Source organism: Gordonia paraffinivorans (genome assembly GCF_900683595.1).
Taxonomy (GTDB): Bacteria; Actinomycetota; Actinomycetes; order Mycobacteriales; family Mycobacteriaceae; genus Gordonia; species Gordonia paraffinivorans.
The window spans coordinates 1,148,127-1,170,558 of sequence record NZ_CAACYD010000006.1; the positions used below are offsets into that span (position 1 = coordinate 1,148,127).

Annotated in this window: 18 protein-coding genes and 1 tRNA gene; 12 read left to right on the forward strand and 7 right to left on the reverse strand. The window is 69.8% G+C overall.

The window, feature by feature from the left end:
* Positions 1-39 precede the first annotated feature (39 nt).
* Genes E1P53_RS12220 through E1P53_RS12230 form a run of 3 tightly spaced genes read right to left on the reverse strand, consistent with a single transcriptional unit; the run spans position 40 to position 5,122 of the window.
* A complete protein-coding gene (locus E1P53_RS12220) occupies positions 40-1,869 on the reverse strand; it encodes an Hsp70 family protein (RefSeq protein WP_131734433.1) in 1,830 nt (609 codons plus the stop codon).
* Entirely contained in the window at positions 1,866-3,317 is a 1,452-nt protein-coding gene (locus tag E1P53_RS12225; RefSeq protein ID WP_131734434.1) for a GTPase, read from the reverse strand. The genes E1P53_RS12220 and E1P53_RS12225 overlap by 4 nt, the downstream gene beginning before the upstream one ends.
* Positions 3,314-5,122, reverse strand: a complete 1,809-nt coding sequence (locus tag E1P53_RS12230; RefSeq protein WP_006900272.1) for a dynamin family protein — start codon at positions 5,120-5,122, stop codon at positions 3,314-3,316. Before E1P53_RS12230 ends, E1P53_RS12225 begins: the two co-directional genes overlap by 4 nt.
* Before the next feature lie 349 nt (positions 5,123-5,471).
* Here E1P53_RS12230 and E1P53_RS12235 point away from each other — a divergent pair, with 349 nt between their 5' ends.
* Positions 5,472-6,755 (forward strand): DUF7373 family lipoprotein, encoded by a 1,284-nt coding sequence (locus E1P53_RS12235; RefSeq protein WP_131734435.1) that lies wholly within the window; start codon positions 5,472-5,474, stop codon positions 6,753-6,755.
* Positions 6,756-7,053: 298 nt separating this feature from the next.
* On the opposite strand, the gene E1P53_RS12240 is transcribed toward E1P53_RS12235, so the two are convergent.
* Positions 7,054-7,136: transfer RNA gene (locus tag E1P53_RS12240), tRNA-Leu, on the reverse strand.
* A gap of 290 nt (positions 7,137-7,426) precedes the next feature.
* Here E1P53_RS12240 and E1P53_RS12245 point away from each other — a divergent pair.
* The 7 genes from E1P53_RS12245 (at position 7,427) to pknB (ending at position 17,241) form a co-directional block, all read left to right on the forward strand.
* Complete coding sequence (locus tag E1P53_RS12245) at positions 7,427-8,686, forward strand: FHA domain-containing protein (protein WP_131734436.1); 1,260 nt, start codon at positions 7,427-7,429, stop codon at positions 8,684-8,686.
* Between the two features lie 265 nt (positions 8,687-8,951).
* Positions 8,952-9,413, forward strand: coding sequence for an FHA domain-containing protein FhaB/FipA (locus E1P53_RS12250; RefSeq protein ID WP_131734437.1), 462 nt, complete (start codon positions 8,952-8,954; stop codon positions 9,411-9,413).
* Positions 9,410-10,915 (forward strand): PP2C family protein-serine/threonine phosphatase, encoded by a 1,506-nt coding sequence (locus E1P53_RS12255; protein ID WP_131734438.1) that lies wholly within the window; start codon positions 9,410-9,412, stop codon positions 10,913-10,915. The genes E1P53_RS12250 and E1P53_RS12255 overlap by 4 nt, the downstream gene beginning before the upstream one ends.
* Positions 10,912-12,345: an FtsW/RodA/SpoVE family cell cycle protein gene (locus E1P53_RS12260; RefSeq protein ID WP_131734439.1), complete on the forward strand. Its 1,434-nt coding sequence runs from the start codon at positions 10,912-10,914 to the stop codon at positions 12,343-12,345. Before E1P53_RS12255 ends, E1P53_RS12260 begins: the two co-directional genes overlap by 4 nt.
* Positions 12,342-13,841: a peptidoglycan D,D-transpeptidase FtsI family protein gene (locus E1P53_RS12265; RefSeq protein ID WP_006900266.1), complete on the forward strand. Its 1,500-nt coding sequence runs from the start codon at positions 12,342-12,344 to the stop codon at positions 13,839-13,841. The genes E1P53_RS12260 and E1P53_RS12265 overlap by 4 nt, the downstream gene beginning before the upstream one ends.
* Positions 13,838-15,220, forward strand: a complete 1,383-nt coding sequence (locus tag E1P53_RS12270; protein ID WP_131734440.1) for a protein kinase domain-containing protein — start codon at positions 13,838-13,840, stop codon at positions 15,218-15,220. The genes E1P53_RS12265 and E1P53_RS12270 overlap by 4 nt, the downstream gene beginning before the upstream one ends.
* A gap of 71 nt (positions 15,221-15,291) precedes the next feature.
* Positions 15,292-17,241, forward strand: a complete 1,950-nt coding sequence (gene pknB / locus E1P53_RS12275) for a Stk1 family PASTA domain-containing Ser/Thr kinase (RefSeq protein ID WP_006900264.1) — start codon at positions 15,292-15,294, stop codon at positions 17,239-17,241.
* Positions 17,242-17,278: 37 nt separating this feature from the next.
* Here the strand turns inward: pknB and E1P53_RS12280 are convergent, their stop codons facing one another.
* Entirely contained in the window at positions 17,279-17,938 is a 660-nt protein-coding gene (locus tag E1P53_RS12280; protein WP_006900263.1) for an aminodeoxychorismate/anthranilate synthase component II, read from the reverse strand.
* 163 nt (positions 17,939-18,101) lie between these two features.
* Between E1P53_RS12280 and crgA the strand changes: the two genes are divergently transcribed.
* On the forward strand, positions 18,102-18,392 hold the full coding sequence (crgA, locus tag E1P53_RS12285) for a cell division protein CrgA (protein WP_006900262.1): 291 nt from the start codon (positions 18,102-18,104) through the stop codon (positions 18,390-18,392).
* A gap of 118 nt (positions 18,393-18,510) precedes the next feature.
* Entirely contained in the window at positions 18,511-18,969 is a 459-nt protein-coding gene (locus E1P53_RS12290; RefSeq protein ID WP_131734441.1) for a PH domain-containing protein, read from the forward strand.
* A 109-nt stretch (positions 18,970-19,078) separates the two neighbouring features.
* On the opposite strand, the gene E1P53_RS12295 is transcribed toward E1P53_RS12290, so the two are convergent.
* Both E1P53_RS12295 and E1P53_RS12300 read right to left on the reverse strand, forming a co-directional pair.
* A complete protein-coding gene (locus E1P53_RS12295; protein ID WP_131734568.1) occupies positions 19,079-19,792 on the reverse strand; it encodes a rhomboid family intramembrane serine protease in 714 nt (237 codons plus the stop codon).
* A 203-nt stretch (positions 19,793-19,995) separates the two neighbouring features.
* The gene (locus E1P53_RS12300) at positions 19,996-20,517 is read right to left on the reverse strand and encodes a peptidylprolyl isomerase (RefSeq protein ID WP_006900259.1); all 522 of its coding nucleotides are present in this window, start codon (positions 20,515-20,517) and stop codon (positions 19,996-19,998) included.
* Between the two features lie 123 nt (positions 20,518-20,640).
* On the opposite strand from E1P53_RS12300, the gene E1P53_RS12305 reads away from it, so the two are divergent.
* Both E1P53_RS12305 and E1P53_RS20785 read left to right on the forward strand, forming a co-directional pair.
* Entirely contained in the window at positions 20,641-20,820 is a 180-nt protein-coding gene (locus E1P53_RS12305) for a hypothetical protein (RefSeq protein WP_040526697.1), read from the forward strand.
* 656 nt (positions 20,821-21,476) lie between these two features.
* Entirely contained in the window at positions 21,477-22,133 is a 657-nt protein-coding gene (locus E1P53_RS20785; protein ID WP_230824414.1) for a DUF4190 domain-containing protein, read from the forward strand.
* Positions 22,134-22,432 lie beyond the last annotated feature (299 nt).

Genomic DNA, 22,432 nt, shown 5'->3' on the forward strand with positions numbered 1-22,432 from the left:
CCGATCCCACCGGAGAGGTCTCCGTCCCCGCTCGGACGATCAATTGATCAGACCCGAGCGGGTCAGGAAGGCGCGCGCGTCCTCCAACGAGTTCAGGTCCGACATCCTCATGACGACGCCGCTCTTGGGGTTGGCGTACCGGAACGAGTACCGCTCGGACCCCGGTGCCACCTGTGTGACCTCCGCGGCGGCCGACCGGGCTGTGTCCTCCACGAGTTCGCATCGCTCGCGATCGTCGAAACAGTAGGTGCGGTTGCGGATGTCGATGATGTCGCGGTTCGCCTCGTTGACGTCGACGTTGAAGGTGAAACTCATGATCCCCGTGAGGAATCCCTCGCCGAGTCCGGCGAGGGGACTGTCCTTGGAGATCTCGCAGCTCACCGATGTCGCGCCGTTCCCGTTCGCCCCGTTCACCCGGTTGCGCTCGCATCCGGTCAGGTAGGACTGCAGGGCGGCCGGCAGCTGACGCCGCGCCTGCTCGACGTCGGTGAGGATCGGACCCTCGTCCTCTCCCGTCGGCCACGAGTCCCGCGGGTCGGTCTCCATGGTCTCGGTCGGTGTCGACGCCTGCGGCACCGGCTCGTCGCCGCCGCGGGTGGCGGCCACGACTCCCACCACCGCCGCGACGACCGCCGCCGCGGCCACACCCGCCGCGGCGATCCGCTTCCACCGGCCCCGGGTGGCCGCGGACTGTTGACCCCCGGACTCGGGCCGGGTGTGCCAGGACGGCATGAGCTCGGCCGGCGCGGGCACCGGGCGCGGCTGCGTCGGCGCCGAGTCGGCCAGCACGGTCAACAGGGCGCCCTGGGCCACAACGGTCTTCGGATCATCGAGGGTCGCCACCGGACCGACCTCCCCGAGGCGTCGCTGGACGAGCGGGATCCTCGACGACCCGCCCGTCAGGTACAGCGCCGTGAGCTGACCGGGGTGGGTCAGGCCGGCATCGGCGAACGTCGCACGGGTCAGATGCAGCGCAGCCTCGACCGCGGGGCTGATGAGTTCGTCGAACTCGTCACGCGTGATCTGCAGGGTGATCCGTCCTGCCGGTCCGGGCACGGTGATGGTGGCCGACGGTGTCTCCGACAGCAACTCCTTCGCCTGCTGCACCGATGCCTGGAGCGCCTGGACGGCGTCGATCGGCGCCCCGCGACGCAGCCAGGACGCATGGTCGGGGTCCCGGTCGGCGACGCGATCCTCCACCCAGCGCTGCAGCAGCGCATCGAAGTTCTTGCCGCCCAGGCCGTTGTCGCCGCGCGCGGCGATCACGCGGAAGCCGTTCGTGTCGGTCACCTCGAGAACCGCCACGTCGAGGGTGCCGCCGCCGAAGTCGAACACCGCGATCCGCGCGCCGTGCTGGAGTGCGTGGGAGCGCGAGTAGTGTCCCGCCGCCGCGCGCGGCTCGGAGACGGTGGTGATCCGCTCGCGCGGGATTCCGGCGGCCATCGCGGCGTCGACCAGCACCTGGATCTGCCGGGGCGCCCACGCCTCCGGGTGTGTGAGGACGACCCGGTCGGGCATGACGCCGGCATGTGCGGCGAGACCGCGACCGACGATGGCGCGCATCACCGCCGCCACCAGTGCGGATGTCGGCACGTCGAACCCGTTCGCCCGGACGCCCGGCTGCTGTCCGATGAGCCGCTTGGGTGAGGCGACGAACCCGGCCGGGTTCTGCGCGGCGGCGTTGAGCGCCGCCGCCCCGACCAGGATGCCGGCGGGCCCGTCGACGAACACCGCCGACGGCATCAGGTTGCTCGTGTGACTCAGCGACAGTGCCTCGATGCTGCCGCTGGTGGCGCCGGAGTGCGCGGCCGCCGAGTTGGAGGTGCCGAAATCGATGGCCAGAGACCACGTGTGGGATGCAGCTGTCATGGCGTGGGGATGTTCCTCGGTGGCTGGTGGCCTGTGGCCAACATCGTGTAGATCCGGATGAGGGTGACCAGCGCGGCGTCCTCGGCGGCCGAGCGGGTCGCGAGCGTGCGCTGTTGCGCGGCCGCGAGGAGTCGCTGTGCCCGGACGGCGATCTCCCCCGGCGGGGTGGTCTCCGCGAGGCCGACCCGGCCTGCCGGTCCGGTCGCGGTGAGGATCGTGCGCAACTCGTCGGTCACCGGCGACTGCGGGTCGGTGTCGAGCATGCGCTGATAGTCCTCGAGGACGGTCACCGGCAGCAGCGCGGGATCGGCGCGCAGGGTCGCCGCGATGGTCCGGATGTGGTCGCGCGCAGGATGGTCGAAGGCCAGCCGGTCGAGGCGGGCCAGGATGCGGTGCGCCCGGTGGAGGACGGCGAACCGCGTGGTCGAGGCCCGGAGTGCGCGACGCAGCGCGGCCAGGCCGGAGCGATCCGCCAGCCAGGCGTTCAGCGCGGCCGCCCCTCCGCCCGCCGCGATCCCGCGACCGTTGAGCACCCCGTACTCCCCCAGCAGGCCGAGGAGCTCGACCCGCTCCGCGGGCGGGATCGGACCGGCCGCGGGATCGGCGGAGTCGAAGATGCGCAGCACGTCCAGCCGGCCCACACCGTGCAACCGCGCCAGCGACGCGGCGTGACGTTCGGTCAGCAGCCCGGTGTGACTGGTCTGCGCCATCAGTCCCGACACCGGGACGACCTCGCTGACGACATCGCTGAGGCGGGCGGCCAGCCGCACCGCGTGCTGTCGTGCGTGATCGAGCGGATCTGTTCTGCCCCAGGCACCCTCGCCGAAGGAATCGGCACGCGAGAGAACCCCCAGCGTGGTCAGCGGGGTGAACGGCAGACGGTTGAGGAACTCGATCTCGTCCGCGCGGGGCGCGGCGTCGAACAGGAAGACCGCGGCGTCGGCGTCGACCGACGCGTTCCGGGTCTGCTCGAAGCCGTCGATCGTCACACGGCGGGTCGCCGCGTCGTTGGCCACGGTCAGCGTCGACAGGCCGGGGGTGTCGATCAGCGTCTGTTCGCGCAGCGCCGCCGACGGGAGCCACCGGTCGACATAGGCGATGTCGCCTGCGAACAAGGGGGATTCGACGCCGCTGGCCGGCCCCAGGGCGGCGGGTCGACGGGTGCCGTCGAGGCCGACGACCTCGGCCCGCGACGGCGCACCGTCCTGGTAGACGGTGACCACGTTGGTCGCCTCCAGCGCCGCGGTCTCGGCCACCGGCGCCCCGATCAGCGCGTTCACCAGCGTCGACTTACCCGCCTTGAGGCGGCCGACGACCACGACACGGGGTGGGGACCAGAGAATGGCTCCGATCGAATTCGCTTGTGCGACACAGTCACCGCCCAGGGCGGCCAGCTGACGCAGCCCGCGGTCGAGCGCGACGTGGATGGGATCGTTCGACGCGGTCACGTGGGATCGCCCCCGCTCAGGATCGTCTCGGCGGCGACGATGCGCTTGTCGACGATGGCCAGATTCGAGGTGAGCCGTTGCGTCGTCTTCTGCCGGGCGGCGGCCGACGCGGCGGCGGCCTCCTGCACCTCGTTGATCGTCGTCTGCAACTGCTCGATGCCGGTGCGCAGGTGGTCGCGGTAGTGGATGACGATCTCCGGTCGCGCCTGCGCGACCGCGCTGTCGAGCAGGCGATTGGTCGCGGTCTTGGTGGTCGCGAGCGTTTCCCGCAGCCAGGACAGAAGGTTGGTCTTGCCCGCCCGGATCGCCCGGAAGCTCAGGTTCACCCCCACCCACACGGTGCCGACGACGATGCCCACGCCGAGCAACGCCGACAACCCGAGAAGCCCTCCGAGAGTGGACGATCCGACGACGCCCATCGTCAACAGCGTCGGGTCGAGGAGGCCTTGCGTCTTGCTCGCGACCTGGTGGGTCTCGATCCTCTTGTCCTGCAACGAGTTCACGATCCGACTGCTCACCTCGGCCCACACCGTCGGGTCGTCTGCGAAGCGGGGTGCGACGACGACGTCGTGCAACCGCCGCAGGAAGCCGGTCAGGGTCTCGGCCATCGCCATCTGCAGGTCGGCCTGCATGTCGGCGGCGAACTTCTGTTCACTCCGACGCAGCACCTCCATGCCGTTCTTGTTGATGTGGGTCGTCCACTTGTCGCGGATCGCGTCGAGCCGACGCTCGAGGTCGTCGATCGCCTCCTGTCGCAGGAGGGTCAGATCGCGGGCGAGATACTGCTCCCATTGACGGGACTGGGCCTGCAGTTCGGTGAGGCGGTCACGTTCGGCCGTGAGATCCGGGAGCGCGGCCTCGCCGGCCTCGACCGCCGCGAGTTCGTCCGCGATGGACGCACGCACCACGCGCAGTCCTTCCAGACAGGTACGCACCGCGTCGATGTGCGGCGAGGCGACCGCCCGGTCGAGGCGGGTGACGACGGCGTCGCGTAGTTCGGTGATCCCCGAGTCGGCTTCCAGACGGTCGCGCAGGCCGGGGTCGGGGCTCTCGGCGCCGAGGACGGCGAGAAGGCTCGACACCCCGATCACCGGGACCTCCCGGCCCAGGTGCTCGGCGATGAGCCGCCGGTTCTCGACGACGACCTCCCGCCAGCGGCCGAGGTTCTTGTCGGTCTTGGTCACGGCGACCACGACCGCATCGACCGTCGACCCCGCCTGCCGGACGAACTCCATCTCGGGCGCGGTGATCGGGGACGAGGCATCGCACACCAGCACCAGCACACAGGCCTGCCGGGTGGACTCGGACGCGAGCTTCGCCAGGCCGGGGTCGAGTCCACCGACGCCGGGCGTGTCGACGAGGGTGACGTCGGCGACCCGCGCGTCCCGGAGGGCGATGGCCGCGGCCGTGGGCAACTCGTCGACGGTCCGGTCGCGCACCTTCTGCCCGTCGACGGTGACCCAGTCGGCCAGTTCCGCCGGCGAGACCGGCCGCGGCCCGGACGGAAAGTACAGTTCGGCGCGCTCGGCGTCGGCCTCCGGCCCGGCGGTCACCGACACCGTGACCGAGGAGGTCACGTCGACCCCGACCGGACAGAGGTCGCGACGACCCACCAGCGCGTTGACCAGGGAACTCTTGCCCCGCTGGACCTCTCCGGCGACGACGACGATGCGCTTCGGCCGTCGGTTCAGCCGGTCCTCGGCCAGATCGGCGACCGCGTCCTTCTGGTATGCGCGCAACACCTTGACGGCATCGGCGACGACCGTCCGCGCGGACTCGGGGACCGATGCGAGCGGCGCGCTCATGCGATGCGCCGCCCTGCGGCGCCACCGCCACCACCCCACCCGGTCATGCGATCATGCTGATCGACCGGACGCCTGAGCGCAAAAAAGGGGCCGACGCGTCTCCCCCCGGCCAGTCCTCCGAACAGAGGACGCGAGTGCCGGTGACCGCCCGATGGTCGGGGCGCGGCGGACCGGCTGGGCGACCGGCGGACATCCGGCACTATCCTGCATTCACCACAGAATCGTGCAGATTCGGTCTAGGGGGAACCAGCGGGGGTTCGCGCGGCAACACATCCGGTGAGAAACATCGATGAACGCCGCCGCTCGGAGGAACTCTCCGCGGGGCAGGGCTGCAGGGGAGGACTCCGAGATGAAAGATTGGCGCCCGATCGTCGCCGTGGCGACGGCGGCCCTGGTGGTCGCCGGGACCGCGGCATGCACCACCGACGGCCAACCGGTCCCCTCCGCGAAGGACGCCGAGCCCGCGACGTCCTCCGTCGATCTCGCCGCGCTCGACACCGGCGACTACCCGACGGAGCCGCGACCGCCGTTCGACTACCCCGCCGACGACGCCGAGTTCCTCCGCGTGGAGGGCCAGCGGATGGGCCAGTTCATCATCCCTCCGTTCGAGCTCGCACCCGACGTGACGCAGCCGAACGCCCTCTTCACGGCCCCCATCGCCAGCCGCGCGGCGCTCGGCGTGCTCTTCGGCGAGGGTGCCGCGACCATCCCCGCGAACGAGCGGTTCCTCGGCGGGTTCTCGACGAGTGCCCGGACGCCGGCGAGCGGACCGCGGGAACAGCGCAATCTCCAGATCGTCGTCCTGCGCTACCTGACCCCCGGAGATGCCCGGGCCGCCGTGGACCAACTCGCCCGGATCACCTCGCGGGACTGGAACAACGCGCCGATCACGCCGCTGCAGGGAGTCCCGGGCGGCGTCTTCCTCAACGCCGTGTCGCCCGGCGACGGCGGACATCACGCGGCCGGCTACACCCAGCGCGACGTGTACGCGGTCTACGCGTGGACGAGGGTGAGCACCGCGGAGGCGGCGGCGCAGTCGGAGTCGCTGATCCGCACCGCGCTGACCCGACAGGCCGATCTGATCTCGAAGTTCCCCCGCACGCCGTCGGCCCAGGACAACAGGAACATGGGTCGGGCCCCGGTGGCGGGCCGGCCCCGCATGGACGAGAACAAGATCCTCATCTACGCGCTCCCCTACTCCGACCAGGAGATCGCCGAGAAGAAGACCGGACTCAACCCGTTGGCCGTCCGTGCCGTCTACGGTCCTCGCGGACTCGCGCACTTCGCGGCCGACCCGCCCATGACCCTCAACGCAGCCGAGCGGGCCGGTTCCCTCGCGACCGCCGTCGACCGCTCGATCGTCTTCCGGGCCGAGACCCCGGAGAAGGCCGAGGAGTACCTGATGCCCAAGGCGGACGACTCGGACAGCACCACCGCCATCGCCCCGCCGCCCGGACTCCCCGCCGCACGGTGCGAGGCCACCCCCACCGGGGGCGACCGGACCGCGTACCAGTGCGCGGTCCAGGTGGGGCGATACGTCGCGATTTTGGGCTCGTCGAGCAAACGCGACGTCTACCAGCAGACCTCGGCGCAGTACCTGATCCTCACCAAGGCCGATCAGAACGCCAACTAGGAGCGGGGAGTGGGGCATCGGCGTCGGGAGCCGCAGCGGTCGCGCCCGCGACGTGGCCGGCTCGCCGGTGTTCCGCTCCGCGAGCGCGGGTAGGAGCGGTGAGCTCGTCGAGAAGCCGGCGACGGCGACAGGGAGGCGGCCCACCAACAGATCCCGCGCCGGTATCCGATCCGGGCGACCGCCGATCAGCCGGCAGTGGACGACGCCTCGTCATCCCGCGGCGCCGGCGGACGCCAAACGAAAAAGACCAGATCGCTTGCCCGCGATCCGGTCTCGTCCGGTGAGCTTGCGCTCTCGGTGGGCGAAGGGGGACTTGAACCCCCACGTCCCGAAGGACACTGGCACCTGAAGCCAGCGCGTCTGCCATTCCGCCACTCGCCCGTGGCCGCCGGTCTCCCGGCGAGCATGTCGTCGGATGTTTTCCTCCAACGCCTGGACGACGATAACAGCACTCCGCCGTCGATTCAAAACCGGGTGGGCGGACCGGCTCCGGCACCGCCGGTGAGCTGGGAACCGACAGATCCAGGGAGAGACTGGCCACAGTGCTGGTACAGGTGTTACACACGGTGCACCAGTTGTCGTGGTGGCACAGTTGTCCTTTCTTGTCGCTATCATCAAACAAGGCCAGATGCACGGCGACACGCTCGTCCAGCCCGCGAAAGGAGGTCTCGGTGGGGATACTGCAACGGATCGAACGCAAGCTCGAGGGCGCCGTCGACGACGGATTCGCTCGGGTCTTCGGTGGTCAGGTCGCCCCGCAGGAGATCGAACACGGACTGCAGCGTGAAGCCGAGGAGTCGCTGGAGAACCTCGGCGACGGCGCGATCCTTGCGGCGAACAGCTACACACTGCTCCTGAGCCCGTCCGACCACGAGCACATCGCCGCGGAATACGAACTGAACCGCAAGACCTTCTCGAAGCATCTGGAACACTTCATCAAGGACAACGGTTGGCAGACCTACGGCCAGGTGGTCGTAGAGTTCGAACAATCGCCGACCCTGCACACCGGGATCTTCCGTGTCCGCGGGGCGGTCAACCCGGATGCGCGGCCCCGACCGGTGCCGTCACGTCCGGGACACGACGCCCCGCCCCCGAAGGCCCCGCACCACCCTGCCGGACAGCCGGCCCCGAATCCTCTCCAGGCCAACCCAGACCAAGGAGCCCCGAACATGACTCAGAACCCCGGATACGACCAGCGCAGGGGCGCCGATCCCGCCTACGACCAGGCAGCCTACGACCAGCAGGCGTATGACCAGCAGGGTTACGACCAGTACGGTCGGCAGGGCTACGACCAGCAGCAGCCCGCGTACGAACAGGGCGGCTACGAGCAGCAGGGCTACGGACAGCAGCCGGCCTACGACCAGGGCTACGGCCAGCAGGGCTATGGTCAGGGATACGGCCAGCAGGGCTACGACCAGCAGGGCTACGGACAGCAGCCCGGTTATGGTCAGCAGCCCGGCTACGACCAGGGCTACGGCCAGCAGCCCGGTTACGACTACCAGCAGGGCTACGGCCAGCAGGGCTATGACCAGGGCTACGGCCAGCAGCCCGGCTACGACCAGGGCTACGGCCAGCAGCCGGCGGGCTACGACTATCAGGGCGGCTACGACCAGGGTTACGGACGCCCGGCCGGCGGCTACGCGCCGACGACGATCACCCTCTACCTGGAGGACGGCAGCAACCGCACCTTCCAGCTCCACGAGGGCTCCAACGTGATCGGACGCGGCCAGGACGCGCAGTTCCGTCTTCCCGACACCGGTGTCTCGCGCCGGCACGTCGAGATCCGCTGGGACGGCACCACCGCGCTGCTCACCGACCTCAACTCGACCAACGGCACCACCGTCAACGATCTGCAGGTCAACACCTGGGAGCTCGCCGACGGCGACCGCATCCGGGTCGGCCACTCGGACATCACCGTCCGGTTCTCCTAGGCGACACCGCTGCCGGGGCCCGCGTACGCGATCGGCCCGGCCGGACGCCGTCGGTCGCGGCGGCGTCGGGTCGCCTGTGAGCGACTTCCGGATGCCGGTTCAGTGGCTCGTTGATACTGAACTGTCATATGTGAATGACCGGCTTCGGGAGAACTGCCCATAAGATGCACACGGGTCCGCCGGTTCGATCGGCACCGACACGGTGCGCGGCGGATCTCTCGATGACCGGACCGAGATGTGACGGCGCTGGAGGTGAACACACGACATGCAGGGCTTGGTACTGCAGCTGACCCGTATCGGGTTCCTGCTGCTGCTCTGGCTGTTCGTCTTCGCCGTCATCCGCACGCTGCGGGCCGACATCGCGACGGCCGGCGGCATGCGCATCCCGCGTTACCCCGGCGGCTCGGACAAGCGCCGGCGCGGTTCCGGTCGCGGCACCGCCCGCTATCTCGTGGTCACCCACGGCGCGCTGGCGAACACCCGTATCGGTCTCGGCCAACAGCCCGTACTCATCGGGCGCGCCGACGACTCGACGCTGGTCCTCACCGACGACTACGCCTCGGAGCGTCACGCCCGGCTGTCGAGACGCGGTGACGACTGGTACGTCGAAGACCTCGGTTCCACCAACGGCACCTACCTCGACAGGTCCAAGGTGACGACCGCGGTCAAGGTCCCGCTCAACACGCCGATCCGCATCGGCAAGACAGTGATCGAGTTGCGCCCGTGACCCTCGTGTTGCGCTACATCGCGCGCAGCGACCGTGGCCTGGTCCGGTCCAACAACGAGGACTCGTTCTACGCCGGTCCGCGCCTGCTCGCGCTCGCCGACGGCATGGGCGGACACGCCGCGGGCGAGGTCGCCAGCCAGCTCGTCATCCGCGCCCTGTCCGCACTCGACGAGGACGAACCGGGCGGCGACCTGCTCGGTCAGCTCGACCGTGCGACCCGCGCGGGCAACGAGGCCATCGCGGCCCAGGTCCAGGAATCGCCGGAACTCGACGGCATGGGCACCACGCTCACCGCGATCCTCTTCGCCGGCAGCCGGATCGGCCTGTGCCACATCGGCGATTCGCGCGGATACCTGTACCGCGACGGCGTCCTCACCCAGATCACGCGCGACGACACGTTCGTCCAGACCCTCGTCGAGGAGGGTCGCATCACCCCGGAGCAGGCGCACACACATCCGCAACGCTCGCTGATCATGCGGGCGCTGACCGGGACCGAGGTCGAACCCACGCTGACGATGCGCGAGGCGCGCGCCGGTGACCGATACCTGCTGTGCAGCGACGGCCTGTCGGATGTCGCCAGCGAGGAGACGATCGCCGAGACCCTCGGCTCCATCGCCGACCCCAAGGAGTGCGCCGACCGTCTGATCGAGCTCGCCCTGCGCGGCGGCGGTCCCGACAACGTGACCGTCGTCCTTGCCGACGTAGTCGACACCGAGTACGGCGATTCGCGGCCGATCGTCGGCGGCGCCGCCGGGGGCAACGAGGAGCACTACACGCCCGACCCCGCGACCGCCGCCGGCCGCGCCGCGGCGCTGCGTCCCCCGCCCGCCGAACCGCAGCGGCCCACCGTCCTCGCCGATGCCGTGGAGGAGCCGCGACCTCGATCACCGCTGCGCCGCTGGCTCGTCGCGGGTGTCGTGATCGCCGTCGTCGCCGCACTCGTCGCGGGCGTCTTCGTCGTCCGCGCGATCGTGCGCAACAACTACTACGTCGCCGCGGACTCTGCCGGGGACGTCCTGATCTATCGCGGCTCCCCCGCCGATGTGTTGTCGTTCTCCCTGTCCGAGCCCGTCACGCGGGTGTGCGTGGAGGACCTCGATCAGGAGAAGCCGAGGTACACGTTCATCTCGTACTCCGACGAGTGCGAGTTCCCGCTCAACCTCGAGGACCTCGTGTCGGGTCCGGCGCAGTCGGTCAAGGACGTGATGATCCGCGACCGCAGCTCCGAGGAGATCGAGGGCGTGGTCACCAGGGAGCTCACGTTCAAGTGCGACAACGCGCTGTCGGCTCCCCCGGTCCCGCCGGCCTCCTCGACCCCGCAGGCCTCCCCGGCACCGGCCTCGAGCGCACCGCCCGCCCCGCGGGCGACCCCCGCGCCGTCGGGCATCCCGCAGCGCGGCGCCACCGAGTCGGTGGCCCCGCCCGCGCCCGGCGACGCTCCCGCCGACAGACCCGCACCACCGGAGGACGCCGGTAAGAGCTGCCGGCAGCAGGTGAGATGACCCAAGCCGCACCCGCCCCTCACGCACCGCCGCGCCGGCCCGCGACGAGCACCGGCCGCAACGCCGAGCTGCTCCTACTCGGGTTCGCGATCGGTCTGGTGACGGTCGCCCTGCTCATCGTGCAGGCCGCCCAGGACCAGAGCCTGTCGTGGGACATCCTCAAGTACATCGCCGCGTACTCCGTGCTGTTCGGCGTCGCGCACGTGGTGGTCCGTCGCTACGCACCGCACGCCGACCCGATCCTGTTGCCGGTCGTGGCGGTGCTCAACGGACTCGGACTGGTGCTGATCCACCGGCTCGACCTCGGGTCGGGCAACACCGGCGAGTCGATCACCCCCACCGAGGCCACCCACAACGCCGACCAGCAGTTGCTGTGGGCGACGCTGGGCATCATCGCGTTCTCGGCGATCCTGATCCTCATCCGGGACCACCGCACGCTGTCGCGATACGCCTACACGCTCGGCCTGGGCGGACTGGTCTTCCTGGCGATCCCGGCGATCCTGCCGAGTTCGTTCTCGGAGATCAACGGATCGAAGAACTGGATCATCACGCCGTTCTTCTCCATCCAGCCCAGCGAGTTCTCGAAGATCCTGATCATCATCTTCGCCGCGGCAATCCTGGTCTCCAAGCGCGACCTCTTCATCACCGCCGGCCCGCATGTGCTGGGCGTGGACCTGCCCCGCGCGCGGGACCTCGGTCCGCTGCTGGCCGCCTGGGGTATCGCGATCGTGGTGATGATCGTGCAGAAGGACCTCGGCACATCCCTGCTGATCTTCGCGACCATCCTGACGATGCTCTACGTCGCGACGTCCCGCGTGGAGTGGCTCGTGCTGGGCATCGGTCTGTTCGCGATCGGCGCCGTGGTGGCCTGGTCGATCTTCTCGCACCTGCAGACCCGCGTGTCGGTGTGGCTCGACCCGTTCGAGGACTTCGACGGTTCCGGCTACCAGATCGGACAGAGCCTCTTCGGACTGGCGACCGGCGGCCTGTTCGGCACCGGCCTCGGCTCCGGCCGTCCGCACATCGTGCCGTTCGCCAACACCGACTTCATCGTCGCGACCATCGGCGAGGAGCTCGGGCTGGCCGGTCTCACCGCGATCCTGCTGCTCTACCTGATCTTCATCCACCGGGGACTGCGCACCGGCATCGCCGTGCGCGACAGCTTCGGCAAGCTGCTGGCCACCGGCCTGGCGTTCACCATCGCGATGCAGGTCTTCGTGGTGGTCGGCGGCGTCACCAAGCTGATCCCGCTGACCGGTCTGACCACGCCGTTCCTGTCCTACGGCGGTTCGTCGCTGCTGGCGAACTACATCCTGGTCGCACTGCTCATCCGTATCTCCAACGCCGCGCGCGAGCCGGATCCGGCCAAGAAGCGACCCGCCCCCAAGCCGGTCGACGCGCTGCCCACCCAGGTGGTGAGGCGCCGATGAACAAGCCGATCCGCAACGTCTCCATGGCGGTCATCGTCATGATCGTCGCGCTGCTGGCCAACGCCACCTATGTCCAGGTGTTCAAGGCCGACGCGCTGAAGACCGATCCGCGCAACAACCGCGTCCTGCTCGACGAGTACTCGCGGCAGCGCGGGCTGATCACCACCGCCGACGGCACGGTGATCGCCCTGTCGGTCCCGACCGACACGCGCTTGAAGTTCCTGCGCCAGTACCCGCGGGAGGGCGCCGACGCGTTCGCGCCGGTGACCGGGTTTTACTCGTTCCAGTACCTCGCCAGCCAGATCGAGCACTACGAGAACGCCATCCTCAACGGCTCGGACGACCGGCTCTTCGGTCAGCGCTTCATGGACATGTTCTCCGGGCGCGATCCGCGCGGCGGCAACGTCGTCACCACCATCAACCCGAAGGTCCAGATGGCGGCCTACCGGGCGATGCTGAACGGTCCGTGCGACGGGCCGTGCCGCGGCGCGGTGGTGGCCCTGCAGCCGAACACGGGCAAGATCCTGGCGATGGTCTCGACCCCGAGCTACGACCCGAACAAGCTCGCCAGCCACGACCAGGAGGTCCGGGAGCGCGCCTGGGAGGCCTGGAACCGACCGGGTGACACCTCCCAGCCGATGCTCAACCGCGCGATCAACCAGCTCTACCCGCCGGGTTCGACGTTCAAGGTCGTCACCTCCGCGGCGGCGCTGCGCGATAACATCACGCCGTCGATCCGCCTCACCGCGGCGCCGTCGTACCCGCTGCCCGGCACCAACGTGTCGCTGCCGAACTACGGCGGCCAGACGTGCCCGGGCTCCTCGGGGGGAACCGTCTCGCTGGAGACCGCGTTCAAGTACTCGTGCAACACCGCCTTCGCACAGCTGGTGACCGAGAAGATGTCGGACGCGATCGGGAAGTTCACCGAGACCGCGCGCCTCTTCGGACTCGACCAGCCCGGCCCCGACATCCCGATGCCCGTCGCCGACTCGACCGTGGGGCCGATCCCATCGCTCGACGTCCTGGCCCAGGCATCGATCGGACAGCGTGACGTGCGCGTCACCCCGTTGCAGAACGCGATGATCGCGGCAACGGTCGCCAACGGAGGGGTGCGTATGCAGCCGTACCTGGTGGACAAGCTTCAGTCGGCGGATCTGCGCACGTTGCAGACCACCCCGCCGACCACCGCCAACAAGCCGATCACGCCGGAGCAGGCCGCCGAGCTGACGGCGATGATGATCGAATCCGAGCGCGCCACCGCGGGCGCCGGCGGGCCGGTCTCGATCGCATCGAAGACCGGCACGGCCGAGAGCGGCTCGAGCACGGACACCCCGTACGCCTGGTACATCGCGTTCGGTCCGTCGTCCAACGCGCAGATAGCGGTGGCCGTCGTGGTGGAGAATGGACGGTTCGGTGCGGATTCCGTCGGCGGGACCGTCGCCGCGCCGATCGGGCGAGAAGTGATCAATGCACTGGTGGGAGGTGGCAGTCGATGACCCTGCAGAACGGCACCACCATCGGTGATCGTTACCGGCTCATCCGCCTGATCGCGACAGGCGGCATGGGACAGGTGTGGGAGGCGCTCGACACCCGGTTGAACCGTCGGGTCGCGGTGAAGGTCCTCAAGGCCGAGTACACCAGCGACCCGGAGTTCATCGCCCGGTTCCGCGCCGAGGCGCAGACGACGGCGAAGCTGAACAACCCGGGCATCGCGAACGTCTTCGACTACGGCGAGACCCCGGACTACAACGGCGGCGAGCCGCTGGCGTACCTGGTGATGGAGCTGGTCGACGGCGAGCCTCTGAACTCGGTCATCGCCCGGCTCGGCCGGCTCTCGCTCACCAACACCCTGGACATGCTCGAGCAGACCGGCCGCGCGCTGCAGGCCGCGCACAGCCAGGGCCTGGTGCACCGCGACGTCAAGCCGGGCAACATCCTGATCACCCCGACCGGCCAGGTGAAGATCACCGACTTCGGCATCGCCAAGGCGGTGGACTCGGCCCCGGTGACCAAGACCGGCATGGTGATGGGCACCGCCCAGTACATCTCGCCCGAGCAGGCGACCGGCGACGAGGCGACCGCCGCATCCGACGTGTACTCGCTCGGCGTCGTCGGGTACGAGGCCCTCACCGGCCGGCGTCCGTTCCTCGGCGACGGGGCGATCACCGTGGCGATGAAGCACATCCGCGAGGCCCCGCCGCCGCTGCCGACGAACCTGCCGGCCAACGTCCGCGAGCTCATCGAGATCACGATGGCCAAGGATCCCCGCCACCGGTACGCCAACGGCGGAGAGTTCGCCGACGCCGTGGCCGCGGTCCGGGCGGGCCGCCGGCCACCGCGTCCGGGAGCGGCGGGTGCCGCCGTCGCCGGGGCCGACGCCGGTACGGCCGTGCTGGGCAACACCGTCGCCTCCCGTCCTCCGACGGCTCCGGCGAGCGCGTCGCGGCCGGTCACACCCCGGCCGACGGGCCGCACCCCGGTGGCACCGCCGCCGGACGACTCCTGGACCACGGGCCAGAAGGTGCTGGCCGGAGTGGCCGGGGCGCTGCTCGTCGGTGCGATCTGCCTGATCGGTTTCTATCTGGTGAGCAGCAGCGGCGACGACACCTCGCCGCCGGCCCCGTCGACCTCGTCGACGGTCACGCAGACGTTCACCACGACCGTGGCCCCGCCCCCGGAGCCCGACGACACGACGACCACCACGCAACGGACGACCCGGACCACCTCCGAGGAGACCACGAGCACCAGCGAGGAGACCACCACCAGGACCACACCGACGCAGCCACCGACGGACAACACGACCGAGGAGAACCCCGACACCGGCGCGGCGCCCGGAACGCCGTGCTTCCCCGGTGTGCCGTTCCCGTTGTGTTAGATCAGATCCATGCCCGACCCGCATCAGCGAGAAGCGTTCCTGTCGACATGACAGGCTGACCCCCGAGGCCGATGACGACACCACACCTCCTCTCCGACCGCTACGAGCTCGGCGAAACGCTGGGCTTCGGAGGCATGTCCGAGGTGCACTACGCCCGGGATCTCCTGTTGCACCGGGACGTGGCGATCAAGGTGCTGCGTGCCGACCTGGCCCGTGACCCGTCGTTCTACCTGCGGTTCCGCCGCGAGGCCCAGAACGCGGCCAAGCTGAATCACCCGACGATCGTCCAGGTCTTCGACACCGGCGAGGCCGAGACCGAGGACGGTCCACTGCCGTTCATCGTCATGGAGTTCGTCGACGGCGAGACGCTGCGTGACATCCTGCGGTCCAACGGGCCCATCGCGCCGCGGCAGGCCATGACCTGGATGGCCGACGTGGCGGCGGCGATGGACTTCTCGCACCGCAACGGCATCGTCCACCGCGACATGAAGCCGGCGAACGTGATGATCGACAAGTCCGGCGCGGTGAAGGTGATGGACTTCGGCATCGCGCGCGCGATGAGCGACTCGACTTCGACGATGACCCAGACCTCGGCGGTCATGGGCACCGCCCAGTACCTCTCACCCGAGCAGGCGCGCGGCATCAAGGTGGATCCGCGCAGCGACATCTACTCGATGGGCTGCGTGCTGTTCGAGCTGCTCACCGGAGAGCCGCCGTTCACCGGTGACTCGCCGGTCGCCGTCGCCCACCAGCACGTGCACGAGGACCCGCCGTGGCCGTCGCACGTCAACCCCGACGTCCCGCGCGAGCTCGACTCGATCGTGCTCAAGGCGATGAGCAAGAACAAGGACAACCGCTATCAGTCGGCCGCCGACCTCCGCGCCGACCTGATCAAGGTCCTCGCCGGCGGCAAGCCGTCGGCCCCGATGCTGCTCACCGACGAGGAGCGCGCCGAGCTCATCGACACCGGGCCGCGGCGGCCCACCCGCTCGGAGTCCACCGGCCCGCGGCGCGCCATGCCGCTTCGGTCCGGCGGTGGCCACCGGCGGGAAGACTCGTACGACGCCGATGCGGGCGATCTCCCGCCGCGGCGACGCTCCCGCAAGTTGATGGTCGGCGCGGTCGCGGCCGTGCTGGTGCTGATCGCCGCGCTGCTGGTGTGGTCGCCGTGGGGTTCCGGCTCGAACCCCGACGTCACCGTCCCGGCCGTCGCTGGGCTCAGCTCAGAGGATGCACAGACCGCGCTGGAACGGGCCGGATTCACCGTCCGCGTCCTGGAGGAACCGAGTCTCGACGTCAAGGCCGGTCTCGCGACGCGCTCGACGCCGGGTGAGGGTGTGCTGGCGAGCCAGGGATCCGAGGTCGCGCTGTACATCTCCACGGGCCCACAACGCCACCGGATACCGTCTGACCTGGTCGGCAAGACACCGGCGGAGGCGCTCGACGCCCTGAAGGTGCTCGGCTTCACCAACGTCAAGACCGAGCGGGTCGACTCGCCGGCCGACATGAAGGACAAGGTCGTGTCCACGGCCCCGAAGATCGGCACGGAGGTCCCGGTCAACGGTCCTGTCGTGCTGAACGTCGGCAACGGCCCCAAGGAGGTCACGGTCCGCGACGTCGTCGGCGTGTCCGAGGACCGCGCCCGAGCCGTCCTCGAGGAACTCGGTCTCGTCGTCGACGTCGTCGCGGTCGACGGCGAGCAGCCCGCCGGCACGGTCATCTCGACCTCGCCCGGCCCCGGCTCCACCGCCGAGCAGGGCAGCACGGTCCAGATCTCGGTGTCGCGAGGCAACCTGTTCACCGTCCCGAACCTGCGCGGCAAGTCGCCGGCCGAGGCCCAGGCGGCGCTCGAGCAGGCCGGATGGGAACGGTCGACGTTGACGCGGCAGACCCGCAACGTCCCGCTGAACAGCCCCGACAACGGAAAGGTGGTGGGTCAGGAACCGCCGGCCGGATCGAAGGCGCGCAAGAGCGGCGCGATCACGATCATCGTCGGCCAGGCGAGCCTCCTGCCGAACTGATCGTCCTGAGCGCCGAAGCGCACCGGGAGCAGTCGGCTCAGCCCACGGCCGAGGCCATCTCGGCCTCGAGTGCGGCGACCCGCGCCTCGTCGATCGTGATGCCGCAGGTCTTCAGCCAGTTCGCCAGCATGCGGTGACCACCCTGGGTCAGCACGCTCTCGGGGTGGAACTGCACCCCGTGGATCGGCAGTTCGCGGTGCATCATCGCCATCACGATGCCCGACTCGGTGCGCCCCGTGACGACGAGTTCGTCGGGGATCGTCTCGGGCAGGACGGTCAGCGAGTGATAACGCGTGGCGACGAACGGATCCGGGAGGCCGGCGAGCACGCCCTTGTCCTCGTGGAACACCAGCGACGTCTTGCCGTGCAGCAGTTCGGGCGCGCGGTCGACGGTTCCGCCGAAGGCCGCACCGATCGCCTGGTGCCCGAGGCACACGCCGAGGAGCGGTAGCTCCTGTGAGGCGGCCACCTCGACCATCGGCATCGTGGCGCCCGCCCGCTGCGGGGTGCCGGGACCCGGGCTGAGCAGGACGCCGTCGAATCCGGCCACGGCCTCGCGCAGGTGCTCGGCGTCGAACGGCTGCAGACGCGGGTCGTCGTTGCGCCAGACGACGGCCTCGACCCCCAACTGGCCCAGGTACTGGACCAGGTTGTAGACGAAGCTGTCGTAGTTGTCGATGACCAGGATGCGACTCACGCACCAAAGGCTACCGGCGAAAGCGGGTACCTTCCTCGGCGACCTGGTGAGATACCGTAGAAGTCGAGTGTTATCCACACCCGGGCCGCTCGTCGATGCTCTATGTCGCAGGCCCGGCACGCGTACGACCGTCCCCGGGCGGTGCAGCACAACAGAGGATGTCATGCCGAAGTCAAAAGTCCGGAAGAAGACCGACTACACGATCAACCCGGCGAGCCGTACCCCGGTCAAGGTCAGCACCGGCCCCTCGAGCTCCATCTACGTGGGCGTGATGCTCGGCCTGATGCTCCTGGGCCTCGCGTGGCTGATCGTCTACTACCTCGCCGCCACCCCGACGACCTACGGCGGCGACGGTCAGGTCCTGCACTGGATGGCAGAGCTGAACTCGTGGAATTTCCTCATCGGGTTCTCCCTCATGGTGGCCGGCCTGTTGATGACCATGCGGTGGCGTTGAGATCCTTCACCGGTTCTGCCGTCCCAGATCACTCTGAGCAGGGAAAACACATGTGTGTAAGTTATCCACACTGTGGAAATAACATGTGTGTAATTTCTCCCCACTGTGAGTAACTCCTGTGGATAACTCTGGGAATTCTTCAACACGCGAGTGGGCGACCCCGGTTCCGGCCGGGGTCGCCGCCTGCATCGGCGGGCTGATCCTCATCGGCGCGGCGGTGGTCGTCGCCAACGACCCGGCGGGTTCGGTCCTCCTGGGAATAGCCGGGGCCCTGCTGGCCGCCCTCGGCGCCTACACCCTCGCCGTCCGCCCGCGGTTGTCGGTGTCCGCCGGGGCACCGCCGGCCCTGTCCGTCCGGACGATCACCGGCCGGCGGACCTACACGTCGGAGCACGTCCAACGGATCCGGCTGCTGACGATGCGACGCATCGGACGCCGCGCCGGTCAGCTGGAGATCGACGTCGTCGACGACGGCGCCCGCCTCCTGGTCTTCACCCGCTGGGATCTGGGCACCGATCTCATCTCGGTGGTCGACGAGCTGCGCGCGGCCGGCTTCGAGGTCGACGACGATCGCTGATCGACACGGCTGCAGAGCGCCGACCGACGTCGGGGCTTCAGAGCGGATGGCTGATCGCGACGGATCCCGGAACCGACCGGTCGAGGACGGCTCGGCCGCTCGCCGGTCGTCAGCGGATGTAGATGGGCCCGTCGTAGGCGACGCCACCGGCGACACCGAGAGCGATCGCGAGGACGAACAGCGCGGCGAGCGCGACCCAGCCGACGCGGCTCGCGGCTTCGGGTGTGCGGCCGCCCGGCGGGAGGACGAGTCCCGGGAAATAGACGACGGCGGCCGTCGCCGCGGCGCCGAAGGCGAGTCCGCCGAGATGTCCGAGCACGGAGATGCCCGGGAGTGAGAACGACAGCACCACGTTGAAGGCGATGATCGACAACACCGGGACCGGCGAGACGCGGGCCTTGAGGATGATGACCAGCATCGCGCCCATCAGCCCGTAGATGGCCCCGGAGGCGCCCGCGGTGACGGCGCGGTCGGCTTCGAAGAGCATGACCGCGGCGCTCCCGCCGAGGAGCGCAATCAGATAGATCGCGAGATAGCGGAACATCCCCAGCGCGAGTTCGAGGTCGCGGCCGAGGATGTACAGCGAGAGCATGTTGACCGCGATGTGCATCACGGAGAAGTGCAGGAATCCGGCCGTCAGCAGTCGCCAGTACTCCCCGGAGGCGACATCGCTCTTGAGGAGGTCGCCCTCGGCGAAGAGCGGCGCGGCACCGGGGTCGCCGAAGCCCGCCTGCGCCGCACACAGCAGGAAGACGAGCACGTTGACCGCGATGAGTCCGTAGGTGACGTACGGCTTGGTCGGGACCACCCGGGTGGTCGCCATCGGCCGGATCCCGCGATCACCGAAGTCCGGCGTCCGCTGGACGCCGTCCCGGGCCAGGCAGTCGAGGCAGTGTTGTCCCACCGACGCCGGCCTCAGGCACTCCGGACATGCCGGTCGCCCGCACCGGCTGCACGACAGTCCGGTGGGGCGATCGGGATGCCGGTAGCACACCGCCGTGTGACCGGCGGTGTGTCCGGGGACGCTCAGTTGACCTCGATCTTCTCGATCACGACCGGCTCGAGCGGTCGATCGGAGCGATCGGTCGCGGTGGTCGCGATCGCGTCGACGACCTGCTGCGACGCCGGGTCGGTGACCTCACCGAAGATGGTGTGGCGGCGGTTGAGGTGAGGGGTCGGCCCCACGGTGATGAAGAACTGCGAGCCGTTGGTGCCCGGCCCGGCGTTGGCCATGGCCAGCAGGTACGGGCGGTCGAACTGCAGCTCGGGATGGAACTCGTCCTCGAAGCGGTAACCGGGGCCGCCGCGGCCGGTGCCGGTCGGGTCGCCGCCCTGGATCATGAAGCCGGCGATGACGCGGTGGAACACCGAGCCGTCGTAGAAGGGGCCGGAGTTGCCGCCCGACGCGTTCGGCTGGCTGTATTCCTTGGTGCCCTCGGCGAGACCGACGAAGTTGTCGACCGTCTTCGGGGCGTGGTTCGGGAACAGGTCGACCTTGATGTCGCCGCGGTTGGTGTGGATGACTGCGGTGGATTTCTGTGTGGTCACCCCTCCATCCAACCACTTGCACCACCGCCGATGGCCGAGACGTGCCTCTGGGGTGCGCAAATGCGTCCCGTCGCGGCCGGGGCGAACTGGCATCGCCTCCGACGGGCTGGCACTCTTGACGCCATGCCGAAGAAGTACCTCGTGGCCGCGCTGTCACTGCTCGCGGCGTCGGTCGCCGCCGGTGTGGGCGTCCTCGTCCTGCGCCGGACGCGCCAGGAACCGCCGCCGGTCTCCCCGACCGTCCCGCGTGTCGAAGAGGTGAGCCGGGCCCTCGCCGAGCGCACCGAATCCCGGCCCTCGTGACGCACGGCCGTGTGGTCGATCCCGGTGCCCGCGGACGCCGCGGGTAATTTGGACTCGTGACCTCAGACGACGAGCGCCCGCCGACACCGCCCACCCGACCCGGTGGCGCGGCGGACCGGGCGCGCGAGTCATGGTCGATGCCGCCCTCGTCGGACCCGGACGCCATCCGGGACGCCGACGACCCGGCGTCGAGCAGACCGGACCCGAGCTCCCGGGAGACGAGCAGATCCGCCGTCCCGAGTTCGGGGACGACGGCTCCGTGGGAGCGGATTCCGAGCGCACCCATCACCGCACCCCCGGGCCACACACTGTCCGACGCCGGGCGCCAGGGTCCCTCCGCGAATCGGTCGGGGCCTCCCGCACCCCCCGGTCCCGGAGCACCGCGCCCCGCCTCGCCGCATCCCGGTCCGCAGCCGGGGCCGCCCCGAAGTGGAGCGCCGCAGACCGGAGCACCGCAGGGGTCGCCGGCCCCCGGCGCCCCCGGTCCCCGCCCTGCACCGGGACAGGGCGCACCAGGACAGGGCGCACCGAGGCCGACCGGCGCCCACACCACGGGCCCGCGTCCACATCCCGTCCCGCCGGGCACTCCCCCCGCTCCCGGACAGCCCGGTCGCCCGCCGGCCGGTCACCGCCCCCCACCTCCGGGGACCCGTCCGATGGACCCGAAAAACCTACCGCCGCAAGGTAATCCGACACGACCGGGCAACCCGCTGTCCGGTCCGCCACCGGCTGGTCCGGCGCATCCCGGCCCGTCCCAGTCGGGCCCACCCCGGCCGGGACGGCCGGTCGGACCCCCGCCGGGCGCACCGGCGTCACGGTCCGCTGCCGCAGCACCCCGTCACGATGCGCCGCCCGCGCGTCCCGCCCCGCCGTCGTCGCGTCCGGAGCCCGACTCCCCCGACGAGGCGACCCGCCTCGACGCCGCCGACAACACCGTGCTCGTCGACAAGCGGCCGCCGCCGCACCACGACGAGTCGCCCGGGCCGGAGGGCCGCAGCGCACCCGCGCCCGCGACGCAGGCCTACTCGAAGACCGATCCGACACCCCAGGACGAACCGGAGGACAACGTGGGTTCCCAGACCCGAGGCGTTCCCCGCCTCAACCGGACCGCGGTGTGGGCCCTCATCTGCTCCGGGCTGGGCATCACTTTTCTGCTCGGGCTGTTCCTCGGCTACCGCGCGCGTGCGCAGATCAGGCGGACCCGCGAGATCGGCAAGCCGTACGCAGATGTCGCCATCTGGCTCGGCTGGTTCTACCTGTCGGTGATCGTCTTCGGGCTGCTCGTCTACGTCTGGATTCTGTTCATCGCGTGACCCGGGCAAATCCGGCACCGCCGCGACCTGCGTGGACGCCGCGCCACCGTCGTCGAGGCACGGTTGTGAGCCCTCGTGGCACGAAAACCACCACCGAATCCACTCCTTTTCGGTAGGAAGATCCGCAGGGCGGAAAAGGGTCGCCTTCCTGCGGGTTCGCCGCCGATGGGGTCCATCCGGTGGTGGTGGCCCATTGTCGTCGTGTCGCGACCGTACTCGCGCGTAATGGCCTCGTTCCGCAACTATCGATCTGATGAACCACCTCGCGTGTGCCGAAAACACGGTCGGCACGACGAACC

Excerpts from the sequence above, each read along its gene's own strand:
- E1P53_RS12220 (WP_131734433.1), bottom strand. The coding sequence starts at position 1,869 with ATGACAGCTGCATCCCACACGTGGTCTCTGGCCATCGATTTCGGCACC.
- E1P53_RS12230 (WP_006900272.1), bottom strand. The coding sequence starts at position 5,122 with ATGAGCGCGCCGCTCGCATCGGTCCCCGAGTCCGCGCGGACGGTCGTC.
- E1P53_RS12235 (WP_131734435.1), top strand. The coding sequence starts at position 5,472 with ATGAAAGATTGGCGCCCGATCGTCGCCGTGGCGACGGCGGCCCTGGTG.
- E1P53_RS12250 (WP_131734437.1), top strand. The coding sequence starts at position 8,952 with ATGCAGGGCTTGGTACTGCAGCTGACCCGTATCGGGTTCCTGCTGCTG.
- E1P53_RS12260 (WP_131734439.1), top strand. The coding sequence starts at position 10,912 with ATGACCCAAGCCGCACCCGCCCCTCACGCACCGCCGCGCCGGCCCGCG.
- E1P53_RS12265 (WP_006900266.1), top strand. The coding sequence starts at position 12,342 with ATGAACAAGCCGATCCGCAACGTCTCCATGGCGGTCATCGTCATGATC.
- E1P53_RS12270 (WP_131734440.1), top strand. The coding sequence starts at position 13,838 with ATGACCCTGCAGAACGGCACCACCATCGGTGATCGTTACCGGCTCATC.
- pknB (WP_006900264.1), top strand. The coding sequence starts at position 15,292 with ATGACGACACCACACCTCCTCTCCGACCGCTACGAGCTCGGCGAAACG.
- crgA (WP_006900262.1), top strand. The coding sequence starts at position 18,102 with ATGCCGAAGTCAAAAGTCCGGAAGAAGACCGACTACACGATCAACCCG.
- E1P53_RS12295 (WP_131734568.1), bottom strand. The coding sequence starts at position 19,792 with ATGGCGACCACCCGGGTGGTCCCGACCAAGCCGTACGTCACCTACGGA.
- E1P53_RS12305 (WP_040526697.1), top strand. The coding sequence starts at position 20,641 with ATGCCGAAGAAGTACCTCGTGGCCGCGCTGTCACTGCTCGCGGCGTCG.
- E1P53_RS20785 (WP_230824414.1), top strand. The coding sequence starts at position 21,477 with ATGGACCCGAAAAACCTACCGCCGCAAGGTAATCCGACACGACCGGGC.